The sequence below is a fragment of the Microbacterium kribbense genome (genome assembly GCF_039537285.1).
In the GTDB taxonomy this organism is placed as follows: domain Bacteria; phylum Actinomycetota; class Actinomycetes; order Actinomycetales; family Microbacteriaceae; genus Microbacterium; species Microbacterium kribbense.
Window position 1 is genome coordinate 132197 of record NZ_BAABAF010000009.1, and the last position, 26634, is coordinate 158830.

Genomic DNA, 26634 nt, shown 5'->3' on the forward strand with positions numbered 1-26634 from the left:
TCTCTCATGCCCACACCTGCCGCTGACACCGCCGTGGTCGCACCGCTGCTGATCTCGTTGGCGGGCGTGGCCGAGCTGGCCGGCGTGCAGCGAGCCGTCGCCTCGATGTGGCGCACCAGGGCGCGCAAGACCGACGCGCCGTTTCCGCCGGCCGTCGCCCAGCAGCGTGGACGCAACATGTTCGACGCCCACGCGGTCGCGCGCTGGCTCGTCGAGACCGGCCACGGCCACAACCCCGACGCCGTTGCTGACGCTGCCGCATTCGCCGACGGCGTCGCGATCGACTTCTCAGACGCCGCCGACGTCGCCGAACTCGAGGCGCTCATCGCGCTGCGCGCCCAGTCCGGCGCGACCCTGGCCGACGCATCGCGCGACGACCTTCGGGCCCTCGCGGCAGCCGCCGACCCCGACGACTCACAGCTGCGCAGCGAGATCGAGCGACATCTGACCCGTGACGCCGTGTGGACCGGCTACGCCGACCAGCTCATCGACGCGGCCTACTCTGCCGATGCCGCGCTGGCGCGCATCCAGCGCCGCGCCGCACACAGCCAGCGCGCGCACGGGTCGGCGGGCGCGCTCGACCGGGATGCCCGCGACCTCGTCGCGGCACTGGTGCAGGCGCTGGTCGCACAGGCCGCCCGCACTCCCGCCGTATGCATCGCCCCGGGCGTCGATGCGGCGCTGTTCGACACCGTCACGCGCACCGCCGGCGACGAGGTCGACATCGCATGGGATGACGGGTTCGCGGCGCGGGCGCTGCGCCGCGCGAAGGCGTGCCGGGGCATCCCGATCGATGTGGGCGGCCGGACCGGCACGGCCGTGGTGCTCGCGCGGATGCCGGTGGTGGCGGGCGCGTCGGTCGCGAGCATGCTGACCACCGTCGACGAGCTGGGCCTGAGCCTGGAGCATGACGATCTCGCCGTCGTCGTGGGTCCCGCGCGTGCCCTGGTCGACGCCCTGCCGACGGCGCACGGGGCCGCACGGGCCGACACCCTGCGCACCGGCCGGGTGCGCGCGATCGTGCGGCTCGACGCCGGTCACGTCACCAGCGCGTCACGCGAGGCGCTGGCGCTGTGGGTGTTCGGGCCGGGCACCGACATCGCCCTCGGCGATCGGGTGATCGCGCTCGCCGATCTGACCGGCATGGTGCTCACGCCCGCGACCGTGGCCGACCTGATCAGCGACATCCTCGCCAATCTCGGCGGCCCGGTCGCCGCACGGGCGCACGCGTTCCGCTTCGCCCGGCTGCAGCGCACGTCGTCGGTGCTCGCCCGATCGGGCGCGCTGGTGGTGGATGCCCCGCGTCGCGGCGCCACGCCGGCCTCGGCGTCTCGCGAGCTGCCGGCCCTGCTCGACGCGGCGATCGCGGCTGCGGCAGGCGACGCGCCGGCGCTCGCCGTCGCAGTCACCCCGCAGGCGCTGGCTGAACCGAAGACGATGACGGTGGATGCCGCGGTGTCGAACGGGCACGCACGGGTGCTGCCGGGAACCCGCATCGGCGCCGACGAGTTCGGCGACACGGGCCTGGCAGTGGTGACCATCGACGACCTCGACGATGCCGCGCAGATCGGTGCACATCGCATCGACCACCTCGCGTTCGCCGCCGCGCACCCGAGGGCACAGCTGACGCGGCCTGGTGATGTCGTGTTCCGCACGGCGCCGACCCCGCGCGCGTGGGTCGATGCCGAGGGCTCGCGCGTGGTCGCGTATCCCGCACGGGTGCTGCGCATCGCACCGGCCGACCCGGGTGGGCTCGTGCCCGATCTGGTCGCCGCCGACATCAGGACCGGCGTCGCCGGCCCCGGCGCGTGGCGCCGCTGGCGCATTCGCGTCGTCGACCCCGCACAGCTGCGACCGCTGCGTGCTGCCCTGGCTGCGGCATCCATCACCCGACGCGAGCTGCAGCAGCGCATCGCGCGGCTCGACCAGGTGACCGATCTGCTCGCCGACGCGGTTGCCGCCCGTGCCGTCACGATCTCGAATGACCGACCCACCCGATAAGAAGGACTCATGCCCCGTACTGCGAACAAGACCGCCTCGCTGGCGCCGTCGACCATGAAGGAACTCAAAGACACGCTCTGGAAGGCCGCCGACAAGCTGCGCGGCTCGATGGATGCCTCGCAGTACAAGGACGTGATCCTGGGGCTGGTGTTCCTCAAGTACGCTTCCGACGCGTTCGACGAGCGGCGCGGGCAGATCCGCGCCGAGCTCACGGCCGACGGGTACGACGCCGACCAGATCGCCGAACTGATCGACGACGTCGACGAGTACACCGGGCGCGGAGTGTTCTGGGTCGACGAGCACGCGCGGTGGTCGTATCTGGCCGAGCACGCGAAGGGGCTGCCGGCCACGCTGGATGCTCCCGGAAAGCAGATCGGACAGCTCATCGACGAGGCGATGGATGCCTTGATGTCGGCCAATCCGGGTTTGTCGGGCACGCTACCGCGCATCTTCAACCGCGACAACGTCGACCAGCGCCGCCTGGGCGAGCTCGTCGACCTGTTCAACACGGCGCGGTTCGCGGGTCAAGGGCAGAACGGGTCGGACGGGCGCCGGGCGCGCGATCTGCTGGGCGAGGTGTACGAGTACTTCCTCGAGAAGTTCGCCGCCGCCGAGGGCAAGCGGGGCGGCGAGTTCTACACGCCGGCCGGTGTCGTGCGGGTGCTGGTGGCGATGCTCGAGCCGACGCACGGGCGGGTGTACGACCCGTGCTGCGGGTCGGGCGGCATGTTCGTGCAGGCCGAGAAGTTCATCGACGCGAACCGCGGCGAAGGGTCGGACATCTCGGTCTTTGGACAGGAGCACAACGAGCGCACCTGGCGCATGGCGAAGATGAACCTCGCGATCCACGGCCTGACGGGCAACCTGGGGCCGCGATGGGGCGACACCTTCGCGCGCGACCTGCACCCCGAGGTGCAGGCCGACTTCGTGATGGCGAACCCGCCGTTCAACATCAAGGACTGGGCGCGGTCCGAGTCCGACCCGCGCTGGCGCTACGGTATGCCGCCCGCGGGCAATGCGAACTACGCGTGGATTCAGCACATCCTCTCGAAGCTCGCTCCGGGTGGGCAGGCCGGCGTAGTCATGGCGAACGGGTCGATGTCGTCGAACTCGGGTGGCGAGGGTCGAATCCGGGCCGAGATCGTCGAGGCCGATCTGGTCTCGTGCATGGTCGCGCTGCCGACGCAGCTGTTCCGCTCGACCGGCATTCCGGTGTGCGTCTGGTTCTTCGCCCGCGACAAGGGCACGCGCGCCGGCGAGGTCTTGTTCATCGACGCCCGGAACCTGGGCCACATGGTCGACCGTGCCGAGCGCGCGCTGTCGGATGAGGACATCGCCCACATCGCCGACACCTACCACGCATGGCTCGGTCGGGATGCAGCGGACGAGGTGTACGCGGATGTTCCCGGCTTCTGCTACTCCGCAACCCTCGCCGAGATCAAGGCCGCCGACTACGCGCTGACCCCCGGTCGCTACGTCGGCGCCCCCGAGATCGAAGACGACGGCGAGCCGATCGAAGCGAAGCTCGCGCGCCTGCGCGCCGAGCTGGAGGCTCAGTTCGCCGAGTCGGCGCGCCTGGCCGACGTCGTGCGCGAGCAGCTCGGGAGGGTCCTGTGACCGTTTTGACGCTCAGCGACGCTGGCGTCGATGTACTCGATTGCGAGCACAAGACGCCGCAGGCGCAGCCTTCTGGGTTCCCGTATATAGCGATTCCGGACATTCAAGATGGTCGGGTGCTCCTCGGTCAAGCGCGCCGGATTTCAAAGGAGGATCTCGCAGCTTGGACCCGTAGAACAACGCCGCGCACGGGCGACATTCTCGTCACTCGGCGGGGCCGCGTGGGGGACACCGCACCCATTCCTGACGGTATCCGATGCGCAATTGGCCAGAACCTTGTTCTCCTGCGCACCAATGGCGAGCGTGCCGATCAGCACTACCTGCGATGGGCAGTACGTAGTCCGCAGTGGTGGGGCGAGGTCGATCGGCTGCTGAATGTTGGCGCTGTCTTTAGCAGTTTGAACGTACGAGACATTTCGAGAATTCGACTCGAGTTCCCGCCCCTCCCCGAGCAGCAGGCGATCGCCGAGGTCTTGGGTGCCCTCGACGACAAGATCGCCGCCAACACCAAGCTCGCCGCCGCAGCGTATGAGCTTGTCCGCGCCGAGATTGACTCGAGCTGGCTCCACAAGGGTGAGCCCTGTGTCCCGGTTGTCGAGTTTATGGAGCTGAATCCGTCCAGCCCTCGGCCAGTGTCTCCCGAGCCGCCATACATCGATATGAAGAGGCTTTCAGAACGGCGTTGGACGATCGATGGTTTCGATCGCAGAAAGGCAAAGGGCGGGGCTCGGTTCATGAATGGCGACACCCTGCTCGCCCGCATCACACCCTGCCTCGAGAACGGCAAGACCGGGTACGTCGATGTGCTGCCCGACGACTCCGTTGGTCTTGGCTCCACGGAGTTCATTGTTCTTCGCCCCCGTGAAGGAGTTGCTTCCCCTGTTCCATTCCTCATTGCGAAGGAGGCTCGGTTCCGCGAGAGCGCAATACAGAACATGGTCGGCACCTCGGGGCGGCAGCGAGTGACGGCCGCGGATGTAGCGAGGTTTAAAGTTCCCGCTCCGGATCCGCAGTGGTTGTCGGAGTTCGGGAGACGTGTCACCGATGTTTTCAATGCGGTCCGCGCCGCTATGGCTGAGAACCGCATCCTCGCGGCAACGCGCGATGCGCTTCTGCCTCGGCTAATGTCTGGGGAAGTTCAAGTGGGAAGATCGAAAACCAGTGTGCGCACTCGATTCGATATCTGAACACATCTCCTGCACAGGAGGGTTTTGCGAACTGTGACTGATACGTGGGCCAGTGTGGTTCCATCTGTCGTTGCTAGCGTCGTCACGACTCTAGCTACGCTCGGAATTACCAATGGGTTGAGTTCAGTGTCACGCAGAAGGCGAAAGAAGCAGTTTCCAATTCTTCTGAAACGAGGCGCCGGAGACTCGTTCCAAGTGATCAATCAATCGCGGCGTCCATTTGGCGAGTTTGGCGTGCAGATCGCAACTTCGGATGGTGGATGGCGTGCGGCCAGTGGATACCTGCCGACGTCTATCTATCCTCAACAGTCCGGGAATATCGACGTGTTGGCTCCTGGCGAAGTGGTTTGGTTCAACTGGACTGAGTTCCGTCACAAGCGCGTCAACTATATGTACTCCGAGATCATGCGTGTGAGGGAGGGGGTCGATGAATATATGCTTCGACGCGTTGACGATCCTCCGACTGTTGGAGGGTAGTCTCCTCGCTTCCTTTTGCGCACGAAAACTACGGAGCGAGGTCGACCTGCGCTGCAATTCTGTAAGTCGACTCGGCGAAGACGGGATCGTGATGTGAGCTCACCGCATGGAACGGGTGTGACGATTAGTGCGTGGTCACACGGTAACGAGCTCGCGCGCCTGGCGTGGGATCTGCTCGAGCTGCGTGCTTGGGATCGCATGGATGTCGAGCCCTTCCCAAGCTTCAAGGGCTGCGGCGAACACTTCTGCGTGCTGCTCGGAATGACCGGCTGGCGGTTCCTGGTAGGCGACGGCGATGGCGACATCAGAATTGGCGTGGGCGGTCGTGTGCTGCGCGGTGATGTCCGCACCGTCGTTGCGCAGCCGGCTGACTACGAAGTTCCAGGACTGAAGTTGACGTTCGAGTACGTCGGCGTCGCGTACGTCGAAGGCGAACACTTGCGACAGCTGGTCGACCTGATCGTCGACGACCGCGAAGTCGAACTGCCCACGCTGACGCCCGATCGCAGCACGGGGACGAGTGAGCAGCGACTCACCGATCTCGAGTTGTGCGGTTCGTTCGTAGAGCTCTGTCAGGTTACTGACAATGCGGGTGCGTGTCTGCGAGCGACGGATGGGTTCTGGCGTGGCGACCAAGAGCGGGAACAAGAAGTTGGCGCCGTCCGCCGCAGAGTCAGCCTCAACGGGCGAAGCAGAGCTGATCTGAAGTGCGTTGTTGAATCGGTGCGACAGCAATTCGAGCCAGGAGCGCGTGACGCGCACGTCGTCCGGGCTTGCAAACAGCTCGAGCGGTGGGCGCTCGTAATCGTTGATCGAGCGCTGCAATCGGTCGAGCCATGGGCGGAGTGTGCTGGCGTCGCCGCCCAGTCGACTGGCGCGGCGCATGTCAGGGGCTACACGGATAGCCCAGTCGCCGTCATCGCGACCCACGATGACAGCAACGTTCACCTGTTCGCCACGCGCGACGTCTGGGACGTAGCGAACCAACCAGTAGAGGTATGCCGTGCTCATCTCGGGGATCCTGTCGTTCGTCAACCCGACGCAGCGGCCGCGAGCTTGTTGAGCCGGTGCGCGACGGGCTCGCGGCGGCTGAACAAGAACCACGCCATCGCTTCGAGATCCTCGTCGCCGGTACCCCATTCTACCGGGACCGCAGACATCGCGGTGAGCAGCTCCCCGCTGGTCAGAGAACTGATTCGTGTAGCCGTCTCCCGGAGCGCACGAACGCTGATGCCCTTCGGGGGGTGGGGGAACGAGGCGTCTACGTGGAGCAGTTTGTTCAAGACTGCGGCGTCCCAGTCACCTTCGCCGGTTGCGAACCAGAGTCCGTGGTCGTACGACCACACAGAGTACGCGGCAGTCGTCTCATACAGCCATTGCGGGTCTTCGCCTACGCAGAGGTCCCAGAGACCGAGCATCGCGGCTTGCCGCCGGGCGTTGTCGTCGCGGCGCGTGTACGTCAACTCGTCATCGTCGACGGCGTGCGGGACGTGGAGCGAGCCGTGGGCGAGCAACGGCACACTGCTGGCGGCGACGGGGAAGTCCGACCAGGTCGTGACGCCTGGCGGCACGGTGACGAGCACACGTTCGCGAACGGGAGCGCCGATGAGCTTTCCGACTTCGCCGACGATCACCTCGTTGACGAGAACCTGGCTGCCCTGCCCGTTGTTCGGGACTTTGACCCAGTACTGGTTGCCGTTCGCGCCGAGCGCGAGGAAGGCACCGGCGCCCGACGAGCGTGCGCGTTCACGGGGAGCGCGGATGACGGTCTCAGCCCGCGGGCGGGTGCGGCCCGACAGTTGCCCACGCCAGAACGCGGGGTCATTTTCAGGGCGCATCCTTCGACAATATCGACTGTGCGGTTGGAAGCATCGCAGTGACGACTTTGATCGACCATGGAGTACACGAAGGGCGGTCGCCGATGTTGAACGCAGTTGTGCGGATAAGCAGTGACGGCGCGTTTATGAGTACCGGCGTTACTCATAAACAGTCGACGACGAGTTATGAATATTCGGGTGCGTACCGCCGCGCACGCGACCTACACGCGGCATCCGCATCGACCATCCAAGGAGCGATCACATGAGCGGTATCCCCGAATCCGAATGGGAACGCGAGGCCATGGAGGTCTTCGGTGAACCTCTCATGTGGCAGCCGATGGTCGGCGAGAAGATCGCCCCCGGCACGGGCGAGCGCGCCAGCTGGGACGAGCTGCTCATCCGCCCGCGCCTGCTCGAGGCGATGCGGCGGCTGAACCCCGACGTGCCGGTGCACTACCTGCAGCAGGCGCTCGGCGAGATCGCCGCACCGAGCTCGCAGGATGCGATCACCGAGAACCTGCGCATCCATCGCTATCTGATCGGCGGCTACCCGCTCGGCTACATCGACGCCGACGGCGTCGAGCAGAACCCGCGCATCCGACTGATCAGCGCCAACCCCGAAGAGAACGACTGGCTCGCCGTCAACCAGGTCACGGTGCGCGACCGCGACGTGCACCGCCGGTTCGACATCGTGCTGTACGTCAACGGGATGCCGGTGTCGGTCATCGAACTCAAGCGCGCCGGAGCGGCCTCGGCAGGGGTGGATGACGCGTACTGGCAGCTGCGCACGTACCTCGACGAGCTGCCGATGGTGTTCCGGTTCTGCGTGTTCACGCTCGCCAGCGACGGCACCGAGGCGAAGTACGGCACCCCGTTCACCCCGCTCAACCACTTCGCGCCATGGAACGTCGACGACGACGGCACGCCGCTGCTGCAGCCGCGCATCGAAGGCGGTGACAGCGTCACCCCGCTCGACGACGCCCTGAACGGGCTCTACAACCAGGAGCGCTTCCTGCAGCTGCTGCGCGGCTTCACCGCCTTCGACGAGGGCGCCGAGGGGCTCGTCAAGCGCATCGCCAAGCCGCACCAGTACTTCGCCGTGACCAAAGCCGTCGGCAAGACCGTCGAAGCCGTCGCCAGCGACGGCAAGGCCGGCGTCGTCTGGCACACGCAGGGCTCGGGCAAGTCGATGGAGATGGAGCTCTACGCCGGCCTCGTCACCCGCCGGCCCGAGCTGCGCAACCCGACCCTCGTCGTCGTCACCGACCGCAACGAGCTCGACGGCCAGCTCTACCAGACCTTCGCGCAGAGCCTGCTGCTGCCCGAGCGGCCCGTCCAGGTGCACGAACGCGCGCAGCTGCGCGACGAGCTGTCGGGGCGCCTCACCGGCGGCATCTACTTCACGACGCTGCAGAAGTTCGGACTGTCGAAGGCCGAGAAGGATGCCGGCACCCGGCATCCGCTGCTCACCGACCGCCGCAACGTCATCATCGTCGTCGACGAGGCCCATCGCAGCCACTACGACGACCTCGACGGTTACGCCCGGCACTTGCGCGACGCGCTGCCGCACGCGACGCTGATCGCGTTCACCGGCACCCCGATCTCGTTCGCCGAGCGCGACACCCGCGCCGTGTTCGGCGACTACATCGACATCTACGACCTCACCCGCGCCGTCGCCGACGGCGCCACCGTGCCGGTCTCGTTCGAGCCGCGCCTGATCAAGGTCGGCTTCGCCGACGGCACCACCGAAGAAGACATCGACCGCGCCGCCGACGAGGCCACCCTCGGGCTCGACGACTCCGAACGCGCGCGGATCGAGGCATCCGTCGCCGTCGTCAACGCCGTGTACGGCGCCCCCGAGCGCATCGCGACCCTGGCCACCGACCTCGTCGCGCACTGGGAGGAGCGCCGCGCCCGCATGCACGAGTTCATCGGCGGGCCGGGCAAGGCGCTCATCGTCGGCGGCACGCGCGAGATCTGCGCCCGACTGTACGACGCGATCGTCGCGCTGCGACCTGACTGGCACTCCGACGCATTGGATGCCGGCACCATCAAGGTCGTCTACTCGGGCACTCCCGCCGACCCGCCGCCGATCCGCGACCATGTGCGGCGCGACTCGCAGAACAACGCGATCAAGGCGCGGCTGAAAGACCCGGACGACGCGCTCGAGCTCGTCATCGTGAAGGACATGATGCTCACCGGGTTCGACGCGCCGCCCCTGCACACGCTGTATCTCGACCGGCCGCTGAAGGGCGCGCTGCTGATGCAGACGCTCGCCCGCGTCAACCGCACCTACCAGGGCAAGCAGGACGGGCTGCTCGTGGCCTACGCGCCGCTGGCCGAGAACCTCGCCTCGGCCCTGTCGGAGTACACGAGGGACGACCAGGCGATGCGGCCCATCGGGCGCGGCGTCGAAGAGGCCGTCGAGATCGCGCTGGCGCTCGTGAACGAGATCCGCGAGATGCTGCGCGACTGCGACTGGCGGGCGATCCTGCAGCGCGGCGGGCCGCGCGCGATGCTGACCGCCGTCACCACGGTGGTCAACCTCGTGCGCGACCAGCAGAGTCCGCTCAACGACCCCGAGCGGGGAGTCGATCGGCTGTCGGCCCGCTATCGGGCGGCCAGCTCTGCACTCGCGCGGGCGTGGGCCCTGGCATCCCGCCGCCCCGGCCTGATCGAACTGCACGACGAGATCGCGTTCTATGACGAAGTGCGCGTGTGGATGGCGAAATACGACGCCCGCGAGCGCCAGGCCCGCGACGAGCCGATCTCGGATGAGATCGCGCGGCTGCTCGGGCAGGTGGTCGTCGAGTCGCTGGCCACCGGCGACGTCGTCGACATCTATGAGGCTGCCGGGCTGCCGCAGATCGCGCTGAGCGAGATCGGCCCCGACTTCCTCGCGAAGGCGCAGACGGCGCGCAACCCGCAGCTGGCCATCGAGGCGCTGCGCGCGACGCTGCTGGGCGAGGCGCGCACCGCCACGCGCGGCAACCTCGTGCGCCAGCGCGCCTTCAGCGACCGCATCGGCGAGATCATGCTGCGCTACACGAACCAGCAGCTCACCAGCGCCGAGGTCATCGCCGAACTGGTGTCGCTGGCGAAGGAGGTCACGGGCGAGGCATCCCGCGGCGACACCTTCCGGCCGCCGCTGTCGCACGACGAGCTCGCGTTCTATGACGCCGTCGCGCAGAACGAATCAGCCGTGAACGAGCAGGGCGAAGACGTGCTCGCGCAGATCGCGCGCGAACTGGTCGCGGTCATGCGCCGTGACGTGCGCACCGACTGGACGGTGCGCGACGACGTGCGCGCCAAGCTGCGCTCGTCGATCAAACGCCTGCTCGTGAAGTACAAGTACCCGCCCGACCGCCAGCCCGGCGCGATCGCGCTGGTGATGGACCAGATGGAGGCGATGGCGCCGCGCTACGCGCAGGAGCGGGCGGGCTAGCTGGCGTCAGAGGCGTCCGGTGCGCACGTGCTCAGCGGGGATCGGCCGGTGCTCGGCTTCATAGCCGGCCACGACGCCGGCGCGGTCGGCATCCGACCGGTTCTGGCTCCACTTCGCCTTGGCGTCGACATCCGTCACCTGCATCTCGACGCCGACGATCGCGCGCAGCTGCCCGGCGATGTACTTCTCGGGAGCATCCGTCACCGCCCACGGGCGATCGCGTTCGTCCTCGTGGCGCTCGGTGAGCGCGGTCACCATGTCTTCCAGCCACGGGGTCTCTTCGTGCACGGTCACCGGGCCCCGCAGCTGCACTGCGGAGTAGTTCCAGGTGGGCACGACCTTGCCGTGCTCGGCCTTGGCGGCATACCAGGACGGCGTGACGTACGCGTCCGGACCGTAGACGACGAACAGCCCGGGCGCGCCGTCCGCGATGCGCTTCCAGTGCTCGTTGGCACGGGCGAAGTGCGCGAGGACGCGGTCGCCGTCCCACAGCAGCGGCAACAGCGTGGCATCCGGCGCCCCGTCGGGTCCAGTGGTGATTAGCGTGCCGACGGCGGCCTGGCGCACGAATGCGCGAGTCTGGTCGAGGTCGTCGATGCGATTGAAATGCGGCACGTACATGTGACGAGAGTACGCGACCGGCGCACCCGGCCGGCGCCGCATGTCCGCCGGGTCCGATACCCTCGAACTCCAGGACCGGAGGATGACGATGGGCAGACGGACGGCGACCGGCCCGGTGATCGAGCCGCTCACTCTCGCGGGCCTCGACGACGGCGATGCCGGTGCCCTGGTCGCCCAGGGCATGTACGACGCGACGCGGTATGCCGATGCCGACATCTCGGGCTCCGACCTGTCGGGTGCGTCGTTCACCGAGTGCGAGCTGGCCGCGATCACCGCGCACGAGACGCAGCTGCGGGCGGCGCGCTTCGTGCAGACGCGCATCCAGCGGCTGAACGCCCCGGTGTTCACGGCTGCCCGAGCCGTGTTCCGGGAGTCCGAGCTCAGCCACTCGCGGATGGGCTCGATAGAGCTCTACGACGCCGAGATCCAGTCCACCGCGATCACCGGCTGCAAGCTCGGCTTCGCGAATCTGCGCGCCGCGCGCCTGCAGGACGTGCAGTTCACCGACTGCACGATCGACGAGCTCGACCTCTCGCGCGCCGAACTGACCCGGGTCGCGTTCCGGGACTGCACCGTCGACACGCTGCGACTGGATGGTGCACGCCTCAGGCACGTCGACCTGCGCGGCCTCGACCTGCACATCATCGCCGGCCTCGAAGGCATGGCGGGTGCGACGATCAGCTCGACCCAGGCGACGCTGATGGCGCCGCTGCTGGCCGAGCACCTGCGCATCACCGTCGACGGCTGACCCGCCCCGGTCAGTCGGGCGGCTGCAGGCTCACCGTCGCGCGGATCTCGGCCGGCAGGTGCGGCACCTGGAACGGCATGCCCTCGCCGCCATCGGCCTGTCCCCACACGAGACTGACGGCGGCGCCCTCCTGCGCGACCGCCTCGTCGATCATCGCCAGCGACATGAACCGCCGCGCGTTCGCGGTGTATCCGCCCCAGGTCGACAGCCCGACGACGCGATCGTCGACGAGCACCTTGTCGAACACCAGCGTGCCGTATTCGGCATTCGGCAGGTCGAGGATCGCCGGTTGCAGCCCCTGCCCGAACAGGCTGTGCTCGATCACGCCGAGCACATCGTCGCTGTTCCAGACCAGCCAGACCTTGCGGCGATGCGGCTCGTCGGTCCGGCGCTGCAGCGCGTCGCGCCCGATGAAATCGTGGTCGAACCTGATCAGGTTGCCGTAGCCGAGATCCCACGGCGTCGCGTAGTAGTCCTCGATGTCGTCGGAGTCGTAGCTGCCCTGCAGGGATGCCTGCCCCTCGAGCCCACGCGGGTTCAGCCATTCGCGATAGGGCTTCATCTGCTCACCGGTGTAGATGGCCGGGACGATCAGGGGGATCCACCCGGACTCGCGCGCCGTCGTGAGGTAGGCGCGCGACCCGCCGCGACGCAGCCCGAACTCCTGCCCGGCGGCGATGATCGCATCCAGCACGGCAGGACCGTCGTCGATCGGCCCCATCAGCTCCAGCCCCGTGTTCTCCATGCCCGGAGCGCCCGCCATGGTGTGGTTCAGGGCGCGCACCCGGCGACCGGCGATCGTCAGGTCATCCATGTGGAAGAAGCCGATCTGCGGCAGCGGCCCGCCCTGCGCCTTCTCGAGGATCTCGCGCGAGCGCGGCCCGTTCAGCTCATAGCGGTACATCTGCCGCTTGCCGGGGTTGAACGCAGTCGGTGGATCCTTCGTGACCTCCACGTCGTACCCGCCGGTCTCGGCCTGATACGACACCCAGTTGAACGCGAGCGGACCGCCGACGAGGCTGTACTCGTCATCCTCCAACCCGAACAGGATGCCGTCGCCGATGAACAGCCCGTCGGGATTGCAGGCGACGAACTGCTTGGCGCGATTCCGGCCGAAGGCCGCCATGCTGTTCACGCCGACGTCGGAGAAGAGCCGACGCACATCCGGCCCCTTCACATGGATGTCGGCCATGTGATGCGATTGGTCGAACAGGACGGATGTCGTCTTCCACGCGCGCTGCTCGTCCGGCCAGGACGAGTATTCGGGTGGGTAGAGGAACGGGAACTTCAGCGCGGGCGCGCTGCGCAGCATCCTGACCGCATCACCGAAACGACGGATCCGTTCTTCGAGATTCTGGTCGGACACGAGAGCACACCTCTTCCACGAAGCGGGACTTGCGCCTCTGGGTCCGTCGTCGGGATGGATGCGTGCGTGGCTCAGCGGCCGATTTCACCGTACACCCGGGGTGCTGCGACCGGCCGGGCCGGCCCGGCGGAGCGCGGGCGCCCCGGCACCCGGATACACGCCTAATCTGGACGCAGGCAGACGGAGGAGACCCAGATGAGTAAGACAGTCGACATGGCGGCGTTGACCCGCAGGGCCGCCGAGTACGGCGGGTTGGCCTATCTGATCACGATCGGCGACAACGCCCAGATCCACACCTCGGCGGTGTTCCCCGGCATCGAGGCGGCCACGGTCACCGTCGGCGGCATCAGCCGGCACACGCTGGCCAACACCGGTCAGAACCCGAACGTCACGCTGGTGTGGCCGCCCGCCGACCCCGACGGCTATTCGCTGATCGTCGACGGCGCGGCGCGCAACTCCGACGACGGCGTGATCCACGTCACGCCCTCCCGCGCCGTGCTGCACCGCCCGGCGCTGCGCGAAGGCGACCCCCTGGTCGACAGCACCTGCAAGTCGGACTGCATCGACCTCTGGGAGGCCGCCGCCGTCAGCTGACCGGCCGCGGCGGCGCGGCGGCGGAAGGCGAATCCGGCGACAGAAGGTGTTCGGGACGATCTGATCTCCTTCCCTCGCCTGAATCTCCTTCCGCGCCTTGGCTCAGCGGCCTGCCCTCCGGGACCCACCGCGCACCTGCGGGGAATGGCCCGCCCGCCGGTATGGTTCTTCCAGATGAGTCCCCATGCGGCGACAGCGTTCGGAGGAGACCGTGACCGATTCCCCGCCCGGCGGTGCACCGGCTGCGCTGGTCACTGGCGCTCCGGCGCATCGGCGCCGCATCCCGCTGCGCAGCACGTGCGCCCAGCCGCACGAGTGCCCGCGGCCGATGCGCATGCGCATCCTCGCCCAGATCCCGCTGTTCGCGGGGCTGAGTGAGGCCGACCTCGACGGCATCGACAAGCGGATGGTGTCGCTGTCGTGGGGCGAAGGCGACCGGCTGTACACGGCCGGCGAACCGGCCGACCACCTCTATGTGCTGGCCGCCGGGCACGCGAAGGCCTACCAGTCCGCGCCGAACGGACAGGACACCATCGTCGACATCCTCGCGCCGGGCGACCTGTTCGGGGGACTGACGACGGCCGGCCGGCCGGCGCACACCGAGACCGTCGAGGCGCTGGCGACGGCCTGCGCGCTGCGCATGGACACCGCCGTGTTCCGCCAGGTGCTGGTGGAGCACCCGCAGGTCGGCCTGCGCGTGCTCGACGAGGTGGCGGCCCTGCTGGGCGGGTCGCGGTCGGATGCCCGTCAGCAGACCGCGGTCACCGTCGCCGACCGTGTCGCGACGACGCTGCTGCGGCTGGCCGACCGGTTCGGTCAGCACGGCGTCAGCGGCGACGGCACGCTGATCCAGCTGCCGCTCTCGCGCGCCGACCTGGCCGCGATGACCGGCTCGACGGCCGAGTCGGTCTCGCGCGTGATGAGTCGGCTGCGCAAGGACGGCATCATCGAATCCGGACGCCGCTGGACGGCCATCCTCGACCGGGACCGGCTCGCCGCCATCGCCGCCGACGACTGATCTGCCGTTGATTGACGCCCGTCATGGTGCGTTCTGCGCCTGCTTCGTAACGTGAGGATCACCCACAGCAGTGGGGTTCTCACGATCGACGGAAGGACGACATCATGACCACCACAGCCCCCACCCCCACGCACACCGTGCTTCGCGCCGAGGGCTTCTCGTGCCCCTCGTGCGTGGCGAAGATCGAGAAGCAGATCAAGCGCGTGGACGGCGTCTCCGACGTCACCGTCCACTTCGCCTCGTCTCGCGTCGAGATCGACCACGACCCGGCCGCAGCCAGCGTCGACGACCTGGTCGCCGCCGTCGCGAAGGCCGGCTACACCTCGCGCCCGGCGAGCTTCTGACCGCTCGGCGATGAGAGAAGGGTGACTGCCATGAGCGCGCTGCGCCGACTGCTGGGCAACCGGTGGACGATCCCCGCCGCCGCCGGAATCGCGATCGTCGTCGCGTGGGTGATCCCCGCGGTGACGGGTCTGCAGACCGTCGGTGACCTCGTGATGGTGGCCGCGGCCGTCATCGCCGGCACGCGCATCGTGATCAGCGCGGCCCGCGCGCTCATGGCGCGGGTCGTCGGCATCGATCTGCTGGTGTCGATCGCCGCGATCGGCGCCGTCATCATCGGCGAGTACTGGGAAGCGGCCGCGGTCACCTTCCTGTTCGCGATCGGTCACGCCCTCCAGGCGGCGACGCTGAACAAGACCCGGTCGGCCCTCGCCGCCCTCGTCGCCGTCGCCCCCGACGTCGCCATCGTGCTGCGCGACGGCGAGCAGGTCGAGGTCGCCGCCGGCGCCGTGGCCACCGGCGAGACCGTGCTGATCAAGGACGGTGGCAAGGTGCCCGTCGACGGCGAGGTCATCGGCGGGACCGGTGCGCTGGATGAGGCATCCATCACCGGCGAGTCGATGCCGGTCGAGAAGATGGTCGGCGACCGGGTGTTCGCCGGCACCGTCTCTCGCGGCGGGTTCCTGCAGGTGCGCGCCACCGGCGTCGGCGCCGACACGACACTGGCGCGGATCATCCACCGCGTCGAAGAGGCGCAGGACGCCAAGGCCCGGACCCAGGTGTTCATGGACCGGTTCTCGGCCTGGTACACGCCGGCCATCATGATCCTGGCGCTGGTCGTGGGCGTGCTCACGCAGGACGTCGTCCTGGCGCTGACGCTACTGGTCATCGGATGCCCGGGAGCACTGGTCATCTCGATCCCGGTGTCGATCGTGGCCGGCATCGGCCGCGCCGCGAAGGACGGCATCCTGATCAAGGGCGGCGAGTTCCTCGAGACCTCCGCCAAGATCAGCGCCGTCGCCGTCGACAAGACGGGCACGCTCACCAAGGGCCGGCCGCAGCTGACCGACGTGGTCGTGCTGGGCGCCGGAATGACCCGCACGCAGGTGCTGGCCGCGGCGGCGCGCGCCGAAGCCGGCTCCGAGCATCCGCTGGCCCGTGCGATCCTCGAGGCCGCGGCGTCTGAGGGCCTGCCCGCGACCGGACTGCCCGAGTCGACCGAGCCCGTGCCCGGAAAGGGCATCGCCGTCACGGCGGCCGGCAGCCGCATCCTGATCGGCAACCTGGCGCTGCTGGATCACTTCGGCATCGCCGACGCCGGTGCCGCCGCCCGGGCGGCCGGCGAGCTGGCCCAGGCCGGCCGCACGCCGATGATCGTGGCCGTGGACGGCATCGTCGCGGGCGTGATCGGCGTCGCGGACGAGATCCGCCGCGACGCCGCGCAACTGGTGGCGGGCCTGCACGCCGCGGGCGTGCGCACCGTGATCATGCTCACCGGCGATGCGCCGCCGGTCGCGCACGCGGTCGCCGCCGCCACCGGCATCGACGAGGTGCGCGCCTCGCTGCTGCCCGAAGACAAGCTCGACGCCGTCGCGGCGCTGCAGCGAGGCGGCCACGTCGTGGCGATGGTCGGCGACGGTGTGAACGACGCCCCGGCGCTTGCGACCGCCGACATCGGCGTCGCGATGGGCGCGGCCGGCTCGGCGGTCGCGGTGGAGACCGCCGACATCGCCCTGATGGGCGACGACCTGCTGAAGCTGCCCGAGGCGATCTCGCTGGCCCGCCGCACCGTGAACAACATGCGCCAGAACATCGTGATCGCGTTGGTGACCGTGGCGCTGCTGCTGCTGGGCGTGCTGCTGGGCGGGGTCACGATGGCCGTCGGGATGCTGGTGCACGAGGCATCCGTGCTGATCGTGATCGCCAACGCGATGCGGCTGCTGCGTCCCGCGCGCCCCGCCGTCGCCCGGACTCAGAGCCCGGCCCGCACCCCGGTCGGCGCAGCCGCCTGAGCCGTGTGCGTCGAGCCCGCAGGGACGACCTGCCGGCTCGGCGCACACCCCATTCCGCCGGGCGGGCGGCAGGCGTATTCTCCCGAGCATGGAGAGCAAACAGGCTGGACTCCTTGCCACGCTCGACACCCGCGACATCGGTCGGTTCTACATCTATCTGGCAGTCCTCGCCACCATCGGCGGGTTCCTGTTCGGCTTCGACTCGTCCAATATCGGGTCCGCTCTGGTGTTCCTGCCTTTCACACTCAGTCCGATTGCGATCGGCATCATCGTGGGCGGGGCATCCCTCGGCTCGTTCGTCGGAGCGCTCGCGGCCGGCCCGCTCACCGACCGGTTCGGTCGAAAATCCCTGCTGCTGGCCGACTCGGCCCTGTTCGCCCTCGGGTCGCTGATCTCGGCGTTCGCGTTCGAGCCGACGACCCTGATCGTCGGCCGCGTCATCATCGGCATCGCGATCGGCGCCGACTCGGCGATCGCGACGGCGTACATCTCGGAGTTCGCACCGAAGAAGCGCCGCGGTTCGCTGGCCATCATCCAGCAGTGGATGATCACGATCGGCATCCTGGCCGCCTATGTGATCGCGGTGATCGTTCTGGCGATCGCGCCGGGCGCGGCATCCACCGTCGACTGGCGGATCCTGCTGGGCATCGGATTCATCCCCGCGGTCATCTCGCTGCTGATGCGGGCGCGGATGCCGGAGTCCCCGCGCTGGCTGCTCGAACACGGCAGGCAGGACAAGGCGCTGAAGGCCTTCCACACCCTGGGCCTGGAGGCCACCGCCGAGCAGGTGCAGGCCGAGGCGGCCATGGTGCGCCGCGAGCAGGAGCGCATCGCGGGCAGGACGCAGTGGACCAAGCCGGTGCGGCGCGCCCTCGTGATCGTGTGCGTGTTCTTCATCCTGCAGCAGATCACCGGCATCAACGTCGCCTTCTACTACGGCCCGCATCTGCTGGAGCCCTACTTCACCGGGCCGGGCACGAGCGCCGTGCAGGCTGAGATCTTCGGCGTCTTCGCCGCCGGCATCCTCGCCGTCGTCAACGTGATCGCGACGTACTTCGCCTACCGGTTCATCGATACGATCGGGCGCCGCCGTCTCGCGATCAGCGCCTACATCGGCATGATCGTGTTCCTGCTGATCGGCTCGTACGGCGCCTCGTTCATGTCGGGGGTGCCGCAGCTGATCGTGATCATGGTCGGCTTCGGGCTGTTCATCGCGTGTTTCGCGATCGGCATCGGCGGCACCGGCTGGCTGCTGCAGGGCGAGGTGTTCCCCACGGCCGTGCGCGGCCGCGCGTCGGGCATCGGCGCCGCGGTGGACTGGCTGGCCAACTACGGTCTGGTGCTGGTGTTCCCGATCCTGCAGGTCGGGCTGGGCCTGGGCTGGGTCATGGTGATCTTCGCGGTGCTGTGCGCCGTGGGCGTCGTGTTCGTCTACCTGTTCCTGCCCGAGACCAAGGGCAAGTCGGTCGAGGAGATCACGCAGCTCTTCGACGGCCCGGTCAACCGCAAGGACCCCTCGCAGCCCGCGCCGGCCAGGTTCTGAGCGGGGGCGGGCCGGGGGTCGGCGTTCCGACGGCGTTCCGACGGCGTTCGGTCGTCGCATGTGGTGGCCTCGGGGCAGCCGGGCCCGCCATCTGTGACGACTCAAGTCCGGCGGTTCTGGGCGGCTGGCGTTCGGTCCCCGCATATGGCGACCGAGGCGAGGGCGTCGCAGAAGCAGGCTGGATCGGCGTGAACCGGGCCCAGCCCCGCAGCATCGCGCGATCGGGCCTGCTTTCACACCCAGGGCCAGGGGGAGACGGGCGGGCGGGGGCGCTCGGACGGCGGCGCAAGAGCGATCAGAGATTCCCGGTGCGCACGCGGTCGGCCGCGACCGGGCGATGCTCGGCCGCGTAGCCCGCGATGACGCCGGCGCGGTCGGCATCCGAACGGTTCTGACTCCACTTCGCCTTGGCATCGACATCGTTCACGTCCATCTCACGCCGACGATCGCGCGCAGCTGTCCGGCGACGTACTTCTCTGGCGCATCGGTGACCGCCCACGGCTGGTCGCAGTCGGCCTCGTGCCGGCCGGCTATGTCATCCCCGTCGACGAGCCCGGCGGCAGCATCCCGAACCGGATCACCGTCACGCTCTACGACGCCACGACGGACGTGACAGTCCGCCGATCGCCCCTCTCGCCGGTGAGTTGCCAGAACTGGTCGTTATCGGCGAACCGAAAGCGACCAGTTCTGGCAAGTCACGACAGGGGAGCTATGAGGCCGACTCGCCCCGGTCGCCCACCACGGCCAGCGAGCCGGTGGCCAGCGCGACCGAATCGGCGCCGTCGATCTCGAGGCTCGCGGCGGCCACATCGCTGCGGTCGATCGTCTTCTTCAGCGGATCCTCGCGCAGGAAGCACACCAGCACGGTCGCGATCAGCACGAGCGGCAGGATGACCAGGAAGATCGGGGTCAGGGCGTCGTTGTACGCGCCGATGATGATGGTGCGGATCGTGGCGGGCAGGTCGCGCACCAGCTCCGGCGTCAGGCTGTTCGCCCCTCCAGTGGTGCCTCCCGCGGCCGCCGGCATCCGGTCGCTGAGCAGGCTCAGCAGCCGCGTCGTGAACAGGCTGCCGACCACCGCCGCGCCCAGCGACGCGCCGATCTGGCGGAAGTAGTTGTTCGTCGCCGTCGCCACGCCCACCTGCGAGGCGGGGAACGTGTTCTGCACGACGAGCACGAAGATCTGCATGCACAGGCCCAGGCCCAGGCCCATCACGCCCAGATACACGCACATCAGCCACACCGGCAGCGCCGGCGTCATGGTCGACAGCAGCACCATGCCGGCGGCGGTGACCAGGGTGCCCGAGATCGGCGCCCACTTGTACCGGCCGGTGCGGCTGACCAGCGCGCCCGAGATGATCGACGAGACCAGGACGGTGCCCATCATCGGGATCATCAGCAGGCCGGACTGGGTGGCGTTGGCGCCGGTGACCATCTGCAGATAGGTCGGGATGTAGGCCAGCGTGCCGAACATGGCCACGCCGATGGCCAGGCCCGCGGCGGTCATCAGGTTGAAGTTCAGCTTGCGGAACAGGTGCATCGGCATCACCGGCTCGGCCACCCGCAGCTCGACGAACACGAAGGCGATCGCGGCGATCGCGGTGCCGGCGATCAGGCCGATGATCTGCGGCGAATCCCAGGCGTAGCCGTTCGGGGCGTCGTGGCCGCCCCAGGTGCTGACCAGCACGATGCCGGTGGATGCCAGCGCCAGCAGCGCGATGCCGAAGACATCGAGCTTGACCTCGCGCCGCGGGTGCGCGGGCAGGTGCAGGAACGCGACGGCCGCCACGATGGCGAGGATGCCCAGCGGGATGTTCATCCACAGGCCCCAGCGCCAGCCGATCACGTCGGTGAAGTAGCCGCCCAGCAGCGGGCCGGCCACCGACGAGATGGCGAACACGCCGCCCATGATGCCCATGTACTTGCCGCGCTCGCGGGCCGGCACGACGTCGGCGATGATCGCCTGCGACAGGATCATCAGACCGCCGCCGCCCAGACCCTGCACGGCGCGACCGGCGATCAGCCAGGGCATGTCCTGCGCCCAGCCGCCGATGATCGACCCGAGGATGAAGATCGAGATCGCACCGATGAAGATGCCCTTGCGGCCGATCAGGTCGCCGAGCTTGCCGTACACCGGCAGCATGATCGTCGAGGCCAGGATGTAGATGGTGATCACCCAGCTCATCTGGTCGACCCCGTGCAGGTCGCCGACGATGGTCGGCAGCGCGGTGCTGAAGATGGTCTGGTCCAGCGATGCCAGCAGCATCGTCACGATCAGGCCGGCGAACACCAGCAGGATGTTGCGGGCGTGATGCGGTTCCACTGCGGGTTCTGCGGTGGCTGCGGTCATTTCAGGATTCCTGCCGTCTCTCGAACGAGTGCTGCGGCGCGGGCGCGCAGCAAGATGGTGGATGCCTCGGTGGACAGATCTCGGTGTCCCCGGGCCAGCTCGGCGGTGGCCGCGCGCAGCGCCGCCCCGCAGGTCATCAGCATCACCTGGGCGTGCGCGGCCGAAGGCGCGTCATCCGCGTGCTCGGCGCTCAGCCGCGTCATCAGGGTGCGCACCCCTTCGGTCAGCGGCGCGAGCATCCGGCCCATGTGGGTGAACTTGCGCTGCAGCAGCTCGGGGTGCTCGCGCAGCACGCGATGCCGCTGCTCGTGCAGATCATGGTCGGGGCCGCGGCCGACCGTGGTCAGCAGCTCCAGCACGCCCTCCAGCACCGTGTCCGGGTGCATCTGCTCGAGCGCCTCGCTGACCAGCTGCTCGGTGTCATCCTGCGTGCGCATGCCGAGGATGGCGTCTTCTTTGCTGTCGAAGTAGTTGAAGAAGGTGCGCGGGGAGACGTCGGCCCGCTCGCTGAGCGCGTCGATGGTCAGGTGGTCCAGGCCCTCTTCGAGGGCTATCTCGATCGCGGCGGACTCGAGGCGGTGCCGGGTCTGCTCGCGTTTGCGTTCGCGCAGTCCGGGGGTGGGTAGATCTTGCACTCCTGCGATCTTCCTCGCCCGAGCCAACCTGCGCAAACGCAAAAATGCATTCGTGCAGAATTCCCAGCGAACTCCTAACCGCCGCGAGCCGGCGGCGGCGTCAGCGCTTGGCAGAGTAGGCGGATGCCGGTTCGGATGCCTTCCGGTCGAAGCCGACCACGGCGCGGTCGGGGCCGATGGCGCCGGCGGCGCGCATGCGCTCGATCTCGTCGTCGGCGTAGCCGAGGTCGTGCAGCACTTCGCCCGTGTGCTGTCCGACGGTGGGCGGCACGCGCCGCAGCGCAGGGGTGTGCCCGTCGTACTTGACGGGGTGGTTGACCACGCGCACGGTGCCGGCGGCGGGGTGCTCGAAGGTGAGCACCGATTCGTTGGCGGCCAGCTGCGGGTCGGGCAGCAGGTCGTCGTACTCGTTGACCGGGGCGTTCCACACGCCGACCTCGCTCAGATGCGCACGCCAGTGCGCGGTCGGGCGGGTGCGCATGTGCGCGGCGACCATCTCGTTGATCTGTTCGCGCTGCTCGAACTGGTCGTCGCGGCTGAACGCGCTGAACCGGTCGTCGTCGAACGCCGTGGCCAGCGTCGCGCCATCGGCCAGGGACAGCGTGAGCCACCCGTCCGAGGTCTGGAACACGCCGTACGGCGCCTGGTGGAAGCGGGAGGAGATTCCCGAGGCGCTGCGGTCCCACAGCCGCCCGCCGTTGAGGTGGCAGTTCAGCGGCTCCAGCTGCAGGTCCAGCGCGGCCGACAGCAGGTTGCCGTCCACCTTGGCGCCTTCGCCGGTGCGTGCGCGGCGCACCAGGGCGGCGACGATGCCCAGCGCCCCGAGGGCCGCCGAATGCTCGTCGACGATGGCCGACCCCATCAGCACCGGCGGATCTCCGGCGCGACCGCTGAGCGCGGCCAGCCCGCTGAAGGATTGGATGAGCAGGTCCTGGCCGGGCTGGTCGGCCAGTGGTCCGGTGGGCCCGAATCCGGTCAGCGAGCAGTACACGATGCCCGGGTTGCGCGCTGCGACGGCCTCGTACCCGAAGCCGCGGCGCTCGAGCACGCCCGGGCGGAAGTTCTCGACGATGACGTCGGCGGCATCGATCATGCGCCACAGCACCTGCTCGCCCTCGGGGGAGCGCAGATTGATCTCGGCACTGCGCTGATTGCGCCCGGCCAGCAGGAAGAACACGCTCTCGTCGCCGACGAAAGTGCGCGCCCCCGACCAGAACCGCTCGTATGAGCCACCGATGGGTTCGATCCGCACGACGTCGGCGCCGAGGTCGCCGAGCATCTGCGAGCACGATGGGCCCTGCAGGTAATGCGTGAAGCTGACGACCTTGATCCCGTCCAGCATGCCGGTCATGCGTCCTCCTGGGTGTTCTCGATGGCACGGACATGCGCCGTCCGCAGCGCGGTGAAATGCGGTGCGCGCTTGCCGAAGAATGCGGCCAGCCCCTCTTCGATGTCGGGGCCGGTGAACACGCGACGGCTGTCGGCGAGGGATGCGGCGGTGGCGTCGTCGATCGTCTGCGTGAAGGAGGCGGATGCCCCGGACTTGATCAGCGACAGCGCCAGCGCCGGCCGATCGGCCAGGACGGCGGCACGTTCCAGGGCCCGCTTCAGTGCGGATCCGGCCGGTGCGGTCTCGGAGCTCAGGCCCAGGCGCAGCGCCTCGTCGGCGTGCACCTGGCGGCCCGAATACAGCAGGTCGAGCGCACCGGCGATGCCGATGATGCGCGGCAGCCGGAACACGCCCCCCGACCCGGGGAACACCCCGAGCAGGATCTCGGGAAAGCCGACCGTGGCATCGGCATCCATCACGCGCAGATCGCACGCGATCGCCAATTCGGCACCACCGCCCAGGCAGACGCCGTTGATCGCGGCGATCGTGGGGATCGGCAGCGTAGCGACGGCGGTCATGGCACGGTTCTCGCGGGTGAGCTTCTTGCCGACGACGTCGTCGCGCACCTGCGCGAATTCACCGACGTCCGCGCCGGCGCAGAACGCCCGGTCGCCGGCGCCGGTGATCACCAGAGACCGCACTCGCGGGTCGGCTGCGATCTGATCGCACAGCGCCAGCAGCCGCATCGTCATGGCGCGCGTGATGAGGTTCAGCGGTGGGGCGTCCAGCGTCAGCACGCCCACGCCGTCCTCGCGCACCTCTAATCCGATCGGGTCGGTCATCGGCCGCCCCTCCTGTCGTCCTCGGTGGTGGTCGGTGTGCTCAGTCGCCCACGCGGATCGCGAACGTGCCCGCACGCTTGCCGGTGCGGATGTTGACCGACTTCAGCTCGGTGAACTCCTCGAAGCCCGCCTGGCCCATCTCGCGGCCCACGCCGCTGGCCTTGTAGCCGCCGAACGGCATCTGCGGCGGCGCGTCGATCGTGGTGTTCGCATACACCGTGCCGCTCTTGAGACCCTTGGCCACCTCGAGGACGGTGTCGATGCTCTGCGACCACACGCTGTTGGCCAGGCCATACGGCACGTTGTTGGCCAGCCGGATGGCTTCGTCGCGCGAGTCGAACCGGGTCACGGTCAGCACCGGACCGAACACCTCGTCCTGGAAGGCCGGCGCATCCGGCACGACCCGGTCGATGACGGTCGGCGAGATGAACTGCCCGCGCGCGAACGCGCCGTCGGTCAGCCGCGTTCCGCCGGTGATCACCTCGCCGCCGAACCGGGCCGCGCCGTCGATGTATGAGGTCACCTTGCCCAGGTGGCCGGCATGGATGAGCGCGCCGACGTCGGTGCTGCGCTCCATCGGCTGCCCGACCTTCAGCAGCGCGGTCTGCCGCGCCACTTCGCGGACGAAGTCGTCGGCGACGCTGCGCTCGACCAGCAGCCTCGGCTGCGACACGCAGCACTCGCCGTTGTTGAAGTTCACCCCGAACACGACGCCGGCGGCCGCATCCTCCAGATCGGCGTCCGCGAACACCACATTGGCGGCGTTTCCGCCCAGTTCGAGCGAGAGCTTCTTGATGTTGCCGGTCGAGGCCGCGATCACGCGCCGTCCGGTGGCCGTCGATCCGGTGAACGACACCAGGTCGACGCCTGCGGACTCGGTCAGTGCCTGCCCGGCGCGGCCGTCGCCGGCGACCATCCCGATCACGCCCGCAGGAATGCCCGCCTCGATGGTCAGTCGCATGATCAGCTGCGCGCTGGAGCTGGTCAGCTCGGACGGCTTCACGATCGCGGTGCAACCGGCGGCCAAGGCGAACGGCAGCTTCTGGCTGAGGATCAGCGCCGGGAAGTTCCACGGCACGATCAGGCCGACCACGCCCACCGGTTCGCGCAGTACCAGGCCCGTGAAGTCCGGACCGTTGTTCGTGTAGGTCGACCCGCTCATCGTCGTCGCCAGGGATGCGGCATAGCGCCACAGGCCCGCGGCACCGCCGATGTCGCCCTCGGCCAGTCGGATCGGCTTGCCGACCTCCTCCGCGTCCAGGGCGGCGAGCTCCGCGGCATGGGCGTCGATCAGATCGGCCACGCGGGACAGGCGCACGGATCGCTCCAGCCCCGTCATGCGCGGCCATGGTCCCTCGTCGAACGCCGTCCGCGCGGCGGCCACCGCCAGGGCCACCTCGGGTGCCCCGCCGGCCTGCACGAGGCTGATGATCTCGTCGGTCGCCGGTGCGTGCCGGTCGATCGGCGCCGCGTCGGCGCTGTCGATGAACTCACCGCCGACGAAGTGCTGCACCGGACGTGCCGTCGTTGTGCTGGTCATGTCATCCTTCTTCTTTCGTGCGTGGCGCCTGGTCTGGCTAGGCGGCTTTCGTGTAGAGCGCGACGAGGTCCTCCAGGGTGACCGCGCGCGGGTTGCCCGGCAGGTCGGCCTGGGTGAGGGCGTCGGCGGCGAGTCGGGGGATCGCGTCGACGGGCACGTTCACCTCGGCGAGGCGCCGGGGCACTCCGGTCTGCTCGGCCAGGCGGTGCACCGCGACCGAGGCGCGCTGTGCCGCGTCGGCCTCGCTCAGTCCGGTGATGTCTTCGCCGAGTGCGGCGGCGATGCGGGCGAACCGTGCCGGCGCTGCGGGGATGTTGAAGTCGATCACATAGGGCAAGAAGAGCGCGTTGGCCGTTCCGTGGTGCACGCCGAAGTGCGCGCCGAGCGTGTTGGCCAGGGCATGGACGGCGCCCAGGCCCGCGTCGTGGAAACCCATGCCGGCCATCGAGGACGCGACGAGCATGCCGTACAGCGCGTCCGGATCGCCCTGCGACGCGGCGACGAGATTCTTCCCGATCATCTCGATCGCGCCGAGCACCAGAGCGTCGGTGATCGGGTTCGCGCCCTTCGCGACGTATGCCTCGATGGCGTGGGTGAGGGCGTCCATCCCGGTGGTCGCGGCGATCCGGCTGGGCAGGTGCTCGACGACCCGACGGTCCAGCACGGCGATGTCGGCGAACATCAGATCCGAGACGATGACCATCTTCACCTGCGTGTCGGGATTGGTGATCACCGCTCCCTTGGTCACCTCGGATCCGGACCCGACCGTGGTGGGCACCACGACCACCGGCAGCGGGCGGTTCGCGAACTTGTCCACGCCTTCGAAGTCGGTGATGGTGCCGTCGTTGGTGCCCAGCACCGCGATCGACTTGGCGACATCGATACTCGAGCCGCCGCCGATCGCGATGATCACGTCGGCGCCGGCTTCCTCCCGGGCGCGCTGGGCCTTTGCGACCGTCGCGATGTCGGGATTGCCGATCACCTCGGTGAAGGCAGAGGTGGGGAAATCCTTGCCGAGGATTCCGGCGACCAGCTCCAGCAGGCCGGCGGCGACGATTCCCGGGTCGGTGACGATCAGGGCGCGGTGGCCGAGCCGGGGGAGCTCGCCGGCTGCGGCATCCAACGCGCCGTCGCCCATGATCAGACGCGGCGGCGAGGAGAAGTGCGGGTTCATGAAGGTCCTCCTTGTGACTTCAGTGTCCAGGTTCG

The 26634-nt window shown here is 68.7% G+C and carries 22 protein-coding genes; 10 read left to right on the forward strand and 12 right to left on the reverse strand.

Annotation, left to right across the window (positions count from 1 at the left end):
- The first annotated feature begins 6 nt into the window (after window positions 1–6).
- Genes ABD705_RS13705 through ABD705_RS13715 form a run of 3 tightly spaced genes read left to right on the forward strand, consistent with a single transcriptional unit; the run spans window position 7 to window position 4805 of the window.
- Complete coding sequence (locus ABD705_RS13705; protein ID WP_344784529.1) at window positions 7–2001, forward strand: hypothetical protein; 1995 nt, start codon at window positions 7–9, stop codon at window positions 1999–2001.
- A gap of 9 nt (window positions 2002–2010) precedes the next feature.
- Window positions 2011–3618, forward strand: a complete 1608-nt coding sequence (locus ABD705_RS13710; RefSeq protein ID WP_344784531.1) for a class I SAM-dependent DNA methyltransferase — start codon at window positions 2011–2013, stop codon at window positions 3616–3618.
- Entirely contained in the window at window positions 3615–4805 is a 1191-nt protein-coding gene (locus tag ABD705_RS13715) for a restriction endonuclease subunit S (RefSeq protein ID WP_344784533.1), read from the forward strand. The genes ABD705_RS13710 and ABD705_RS13715 overlap by 4 nt, the downstream gene beginning before the upstream one ends.
- A gap of 612 nt (window positions 4806–5417) precedes the next feature.
- On the opposite strand, the gene ABD705_RS13720 is transcribed toward ABD705_RS13715, so the two are convergent.
- Window positions 5418–6293: a DUF3037 domain-containing protein gene (locus ABD705_RS13720; protein ID WP_344784535.1), complete on the reverse strand. Its 876-nt coding sequence runs from the start codon at window positions 6291–6293 to the stop codon at window positions 5418–5420.
- A 20-nt stretch (window positions 6294–6313) separates the two neighbouring features.
- Window positions 6314–7120, reverse strand: a complete 807-nt coding sequence (locus ABD705_RS13725) for a hypothetical protein (protein ID WP_344784536.1) — start codon at window positions 7118–7120, stop codon at window positions 6314–6316.
- 241 nt (window positions 7121–7361) lie between these two features.
- On the opposite strand from ABD705_RS13725, the gene ABD705_RS13730 reads away from it, so the two are divergent.
- Window positions 7362–10544: a type I restriction endonuclease subunit R gene (locus tag ABD705_RS13730; protein WP_344784538.1), complete on the forward strand. Its 3183-nt coding sequence runs from the start codon at window positions 7362–7364 to the stop codon at window positions 10542–10544.
- A 6-nt stretch (window positions 10545–10550) separates the two neighbouring features.
- Here ABD705_RS13730 and ABD705_RS13735 read toward each other — a convergent pair whose 3' ends face one another.
- A complete protein-coding gene (locus tag ABD705_RS13735; RefSeq protein WP_344784540.1) occupies window positions 10551–11165 on the reverse strand; it encodes an FMN-binding negative transcriptional regulator in 615 nt (204 codons plus the stop codon).
- A gap of 88 nt (window positions 11166–11253) precedes the next feature.
- Here ABD705_RS13735 and ABD705_RS13740 point away from each other — a divergent pair, with 88 nt between their 5' ends.
- Window positions 11254–11913, forward strand: coding sequence for a pentapeptide repeat-containing protein (locus ABD705_RS13740; protein WP_344784542.1), 660 nt, complete (start codon window positions 11254–11256; stop codon window positions 11911–11913).
- 10 nt (window positions 11914–11923) lie between these two features.
- On the opposite strand, the gene ABD705_RS13745 is transcribed toward ABD705_RS13740, so the two are convergent.
- Window positions 11924–13225: an aminomethyl transferase family protein gene (locus ABD705_RS13745; RefSeq protein ID WP_344784544.1), complete on the reverse strand. Its 1302-nt coding sequence runs from the start codon at window positions 13223–13225 to the stop codon at window positions 11924–11926.
- Between the two features lie 249 nt (window positions 13226–13474).
- Here ABD705_RS13745 and ABD705_RS13750 point away from each other — a divergent pair, with 249 nt between their 5' ends.
- The 5 genes from ABD705_RS13750 (at window position 13475) to ABD705_RS13770 (ending at window position 18728) form a co-directional block, all read left to right on the forward strand.
- Entirely contained in the window at window positions 13475–13873 is a 399-nt protein-coding gene (locus ABD705_RS13750) for a hypothetical protein (protein WP_344784546.1), read from the forward strand.
- A 211-nt stretch (window positions 13874–14084) separates the two neighbouring features.
- Window positions 14085–14891 (forward strand): Crp/Fnr family transcriptional regulator, encoded by an 807-nt coding sequence (locus tag ABD705_RS13755; protein ID WP_344784548.1) that lies wholly within the window; start codon window positions 14085–14087, stop codon window positions 14889–14891.
- Window positions 14892–14995: 104 nt separating this feature from the next.
- Window positions 14996–15235, forward strand: a complete 240-nt coding sequence (locus ABD705_RS13760) for a heavy-metal-associated domain-containing protein (RefSeq protein ID WP_344784550.1) — start codon at window positions 14996–14998, stop codon at window positions 15233–15235.
- Between the two features lie 30 nt (window positions 15236–15265).
- Complete coding sequence (locus ABD705_RS13765) at window positions 15266–17185, forward strand: heavy metal translocating P-type ATPase (protein ID WP_344784730.1); 1920 nt, start codon at window positions 15266–15268, stop codon at window positions 17183–17185.
- An 88-nt stretch (window positions 17186–17273) separates the two neighbouring features.
- Window positions 17274–18728 (forward strand): sugar porter family MFS transporter, encoded by a 1455-nt coding sequence (locus tag ABD705_RS13770; RefSeq protein ID WP_344784552.1) that lies wholly within the window; start codon window positions 17274–17276, stop codon window positions 18726–18728.
- 295 nt (window positions 18729–19023) lie between these two features.
- Here the strand turns inward: ABD705_RS13770 and ABD705_RS13775 are convergent, their stop codons facing one another.
- The 8 genes from ABD705_RS13775 to ABD705_RS13805 all read right to left on the reverse strand — a co-directional run bounded on the left by ABD705_RS13775 (window position 19024) and on the right by ABD705_RS13805 (window position 26599).
- Window positions 19024–19161 carry a hypothetical protein gene (locus ABD705_RS13775; protein WP_344784554.1) on the reverse strand — a complete coding sequence of 46 codons (138 nt, stop codon included), beginning with the start codon at window positions 19159–19161 and terminating at the stop codon, window positions 19024–19026.
- On the reverse strand, window positions 19152–19379 hold the full coding sequence (locus ABD705_RS16125) for an FMN-binding negative transcriptional regulator (protein ID WP_425562090.1): 228 nt from the start codon (window positions 19377–19379) through the stop codon (window positions 19152–19154). Before ABD705_RS16125 ends, ABD705_RS13775 begins: the two co-directional genes overlap by 10 nt.
- Window positions 19380–19437: 58 nt before the next feature.
- Entirely contained in the window at window positions 19438–21078 is a 1641-nt protein-coding gene (locus tag ABD705_RS13780; protein WP_344784556.1) for an MDR family MFS transporter, read from the reverse strand.
- Window positions 21075–21713, reverse strand: coding sequence for a TetR/AcrR family transcriptional regulator (locus tag ABD705_RS13785; protein ID WP_344784558.1), 639 nt, complete (start codon window positions 21711–21713; stop codon window positions 21075–21077). The genes ABD705_RS13780 and ABD705_RS13785 overlap by 4 nt, the downstream gene beginning before the upstream one ends.
- A 100-nt stretch (window positions 21714–21813) precedes the next feature.
- Window positions 21814–23064: a CaiB/BaiF CoA transferase family protein gene (locus ABD705_RS13790; RefSeq protein ID WP_344784560.1), complete on the reverse strand. Its 1251-nt coding sequence runs from the start codon at window positions 23062–23064 to the stop codon at window positions 21814–21816.
- Entirely contained in the window at window positions 23061–23885 is an 825-nt protein-coding gene (locus ABD705_RS13795; RefSeq protein ID WP_344784562.1) for an enoyl-CoA hydratase/isomerase family protein, read from the reverse strand. The genes ABD705_RS13790 and ABD705_RS13795 overlap by 4 nt, the downstream gene beginning before the upstream one ends.
- Before the next feature lie 40 nt (window positions 23886–23925).
- Entirely contained in the window at window positions 23926–25425 is a 1500-nt protein-coding gene (locus ABD705_RS13800; RefSeq protein ID WP_344784564.1) for an aldehyde dehydrogenase family protein, read from the reverse strand.
- 37 nt (window positions 25426–25462) lie between these two features.
- Entirely contained in the window at window positions 25463–26599 is a 1137-nt protein-coding gene (locus tag ABD705_RS13805) for an iron-containing alcohol dehydrogenase (RefSeq protein WP_344784566.1), read from the reverse strand.
- Window positions 26600–26634 lie beyond the last annotated feature (35 nt).

Bases quoted from the DNA above. Each gene is read 5' to 3' on its own strand.
- ABD705_RS13705 (WP_344784529.1), top strand. From the start codon at position 7: ATGCCCACACCTGCCGCTGACACCGCCGTGGTCGCACCGCTGCTGATC.
- ABD705_RS13710 (WP_344784531.1), top strand. From the start codon at position 2,011: ATGCCCCGTACTGCGAACAAGACCGCCTCGCTGGCGCCGTCGACCATG.
- ABD705_RS13720 (WP_344784535.1), bottom strand. From the start codon at position 6,293: ATGAGCACGGCATACCTCTACTGGTTGGTTCGCTACGTCCCAGACGTC.
- ABD705_RS13725 (WP_344784536.1), bottom strand. From the start codon at position 7,120: ATGCGCCCTGAAAATGACCCCGCGTTCTGGCGTGGGCAACTGTCGGGC.
- ABD705_RS13730 (WP_344784538.1), top strand. From the start codon at position 7,362: ATGAGCGGTATCCCCGAATCCGAATGGGAACGCGAGGCCATGGAGGTC.
- ABD705_RS13735 (WP_344784540.1), bottom strand. From the start codon at position 11,165: ATGTACGTGCCGCATTTCAATCGCATCGACGACCTCGACCAGACTCGC.
- ABD705_RS13740 (WP_344784542.1), top strand. From the start codon at position 11,254: ATGGGCAGACGGACGGCGACCGGCCCGGTGATCGAGCCGCTCACTCTC.
- ABD705_RS13745 (WP_344784544.1), bottom strand. From the start codon at position 13,225: ATGCTGCGCAGCGCGCCCGCGCTGAAGTTCCCGTTCCTCTACCCACCC.
- ABD705_RS13750 (WP_344784546.1), top strand. From the start codon at position 13,475: ATGAGTAAGACAGTCGACATGGCGGCGTTGACCCGCAGGGCCGCCGAG.
- ABD705_RS13760 (WP_344784550.1), top strand. From the start codon at position 14,996: ATGACCACCACAGCCCCCACCCCCACGCACACCGTGCTTCGCGCCGAG.
- ABD705_RS13765 (WP_344784730.1), top strand. From the start codon at position 15,266: ATGAGCGCGCTGCGCCGACTGCTGGGCAACCGGTGGACGATCCCCGCC.
- ABD705_RS13770 (WP_344784552.1), top strand. From the start codon at position 17,274: ATGGAGAGCAAACAGGCTGGACTCCTTGCCACGCTCGACACCCGCGAC.
- ABD705_RS13775 (WP_344784554.1), bottom strand. From the start codon at position 19,161: ATGGACGTGAACGATGTCGATGCCAAGGCGAAGTGGAGTCAGAACCGT.
- ABD705_RS13780 (WP_344784556.1), bottom strand. From the start codon at position 21,078: ATGACCGCAGCCACCGCAGAACCCGCAGTGGAACCGCATCACGCCCGC.
- ABD705_RS13790 (WP_344784560.1), bottom strand. From the start codon at position 23,064: ATGACCGGCATGCTGGACGGGATCAAGGTCGTCAGCTTCACGCATTAC.
- ABD705_RS13795 (WP_344784562.1), bottom strand. From the start codon at position 23,885: ATGACCGACCCGATCGGATTAGAGGTGCGCGAGGACGGCGTGGGCGTG.
- ABD705_RS13800 (WP_344784564.1), bottom strand. From the start codon at position 25,425: ATGACCAGCACAACGACGGCACGTCCGGTGCAGCACTTCGTCGGCGGT.
- ABD705_RS13805 (WP_344784566.1), bottom strand. From the start codon at position 26,599: ATGAACCCGCACTTCTCCTCGCCGCCGCGTCTGATCATGGGCGACGGC.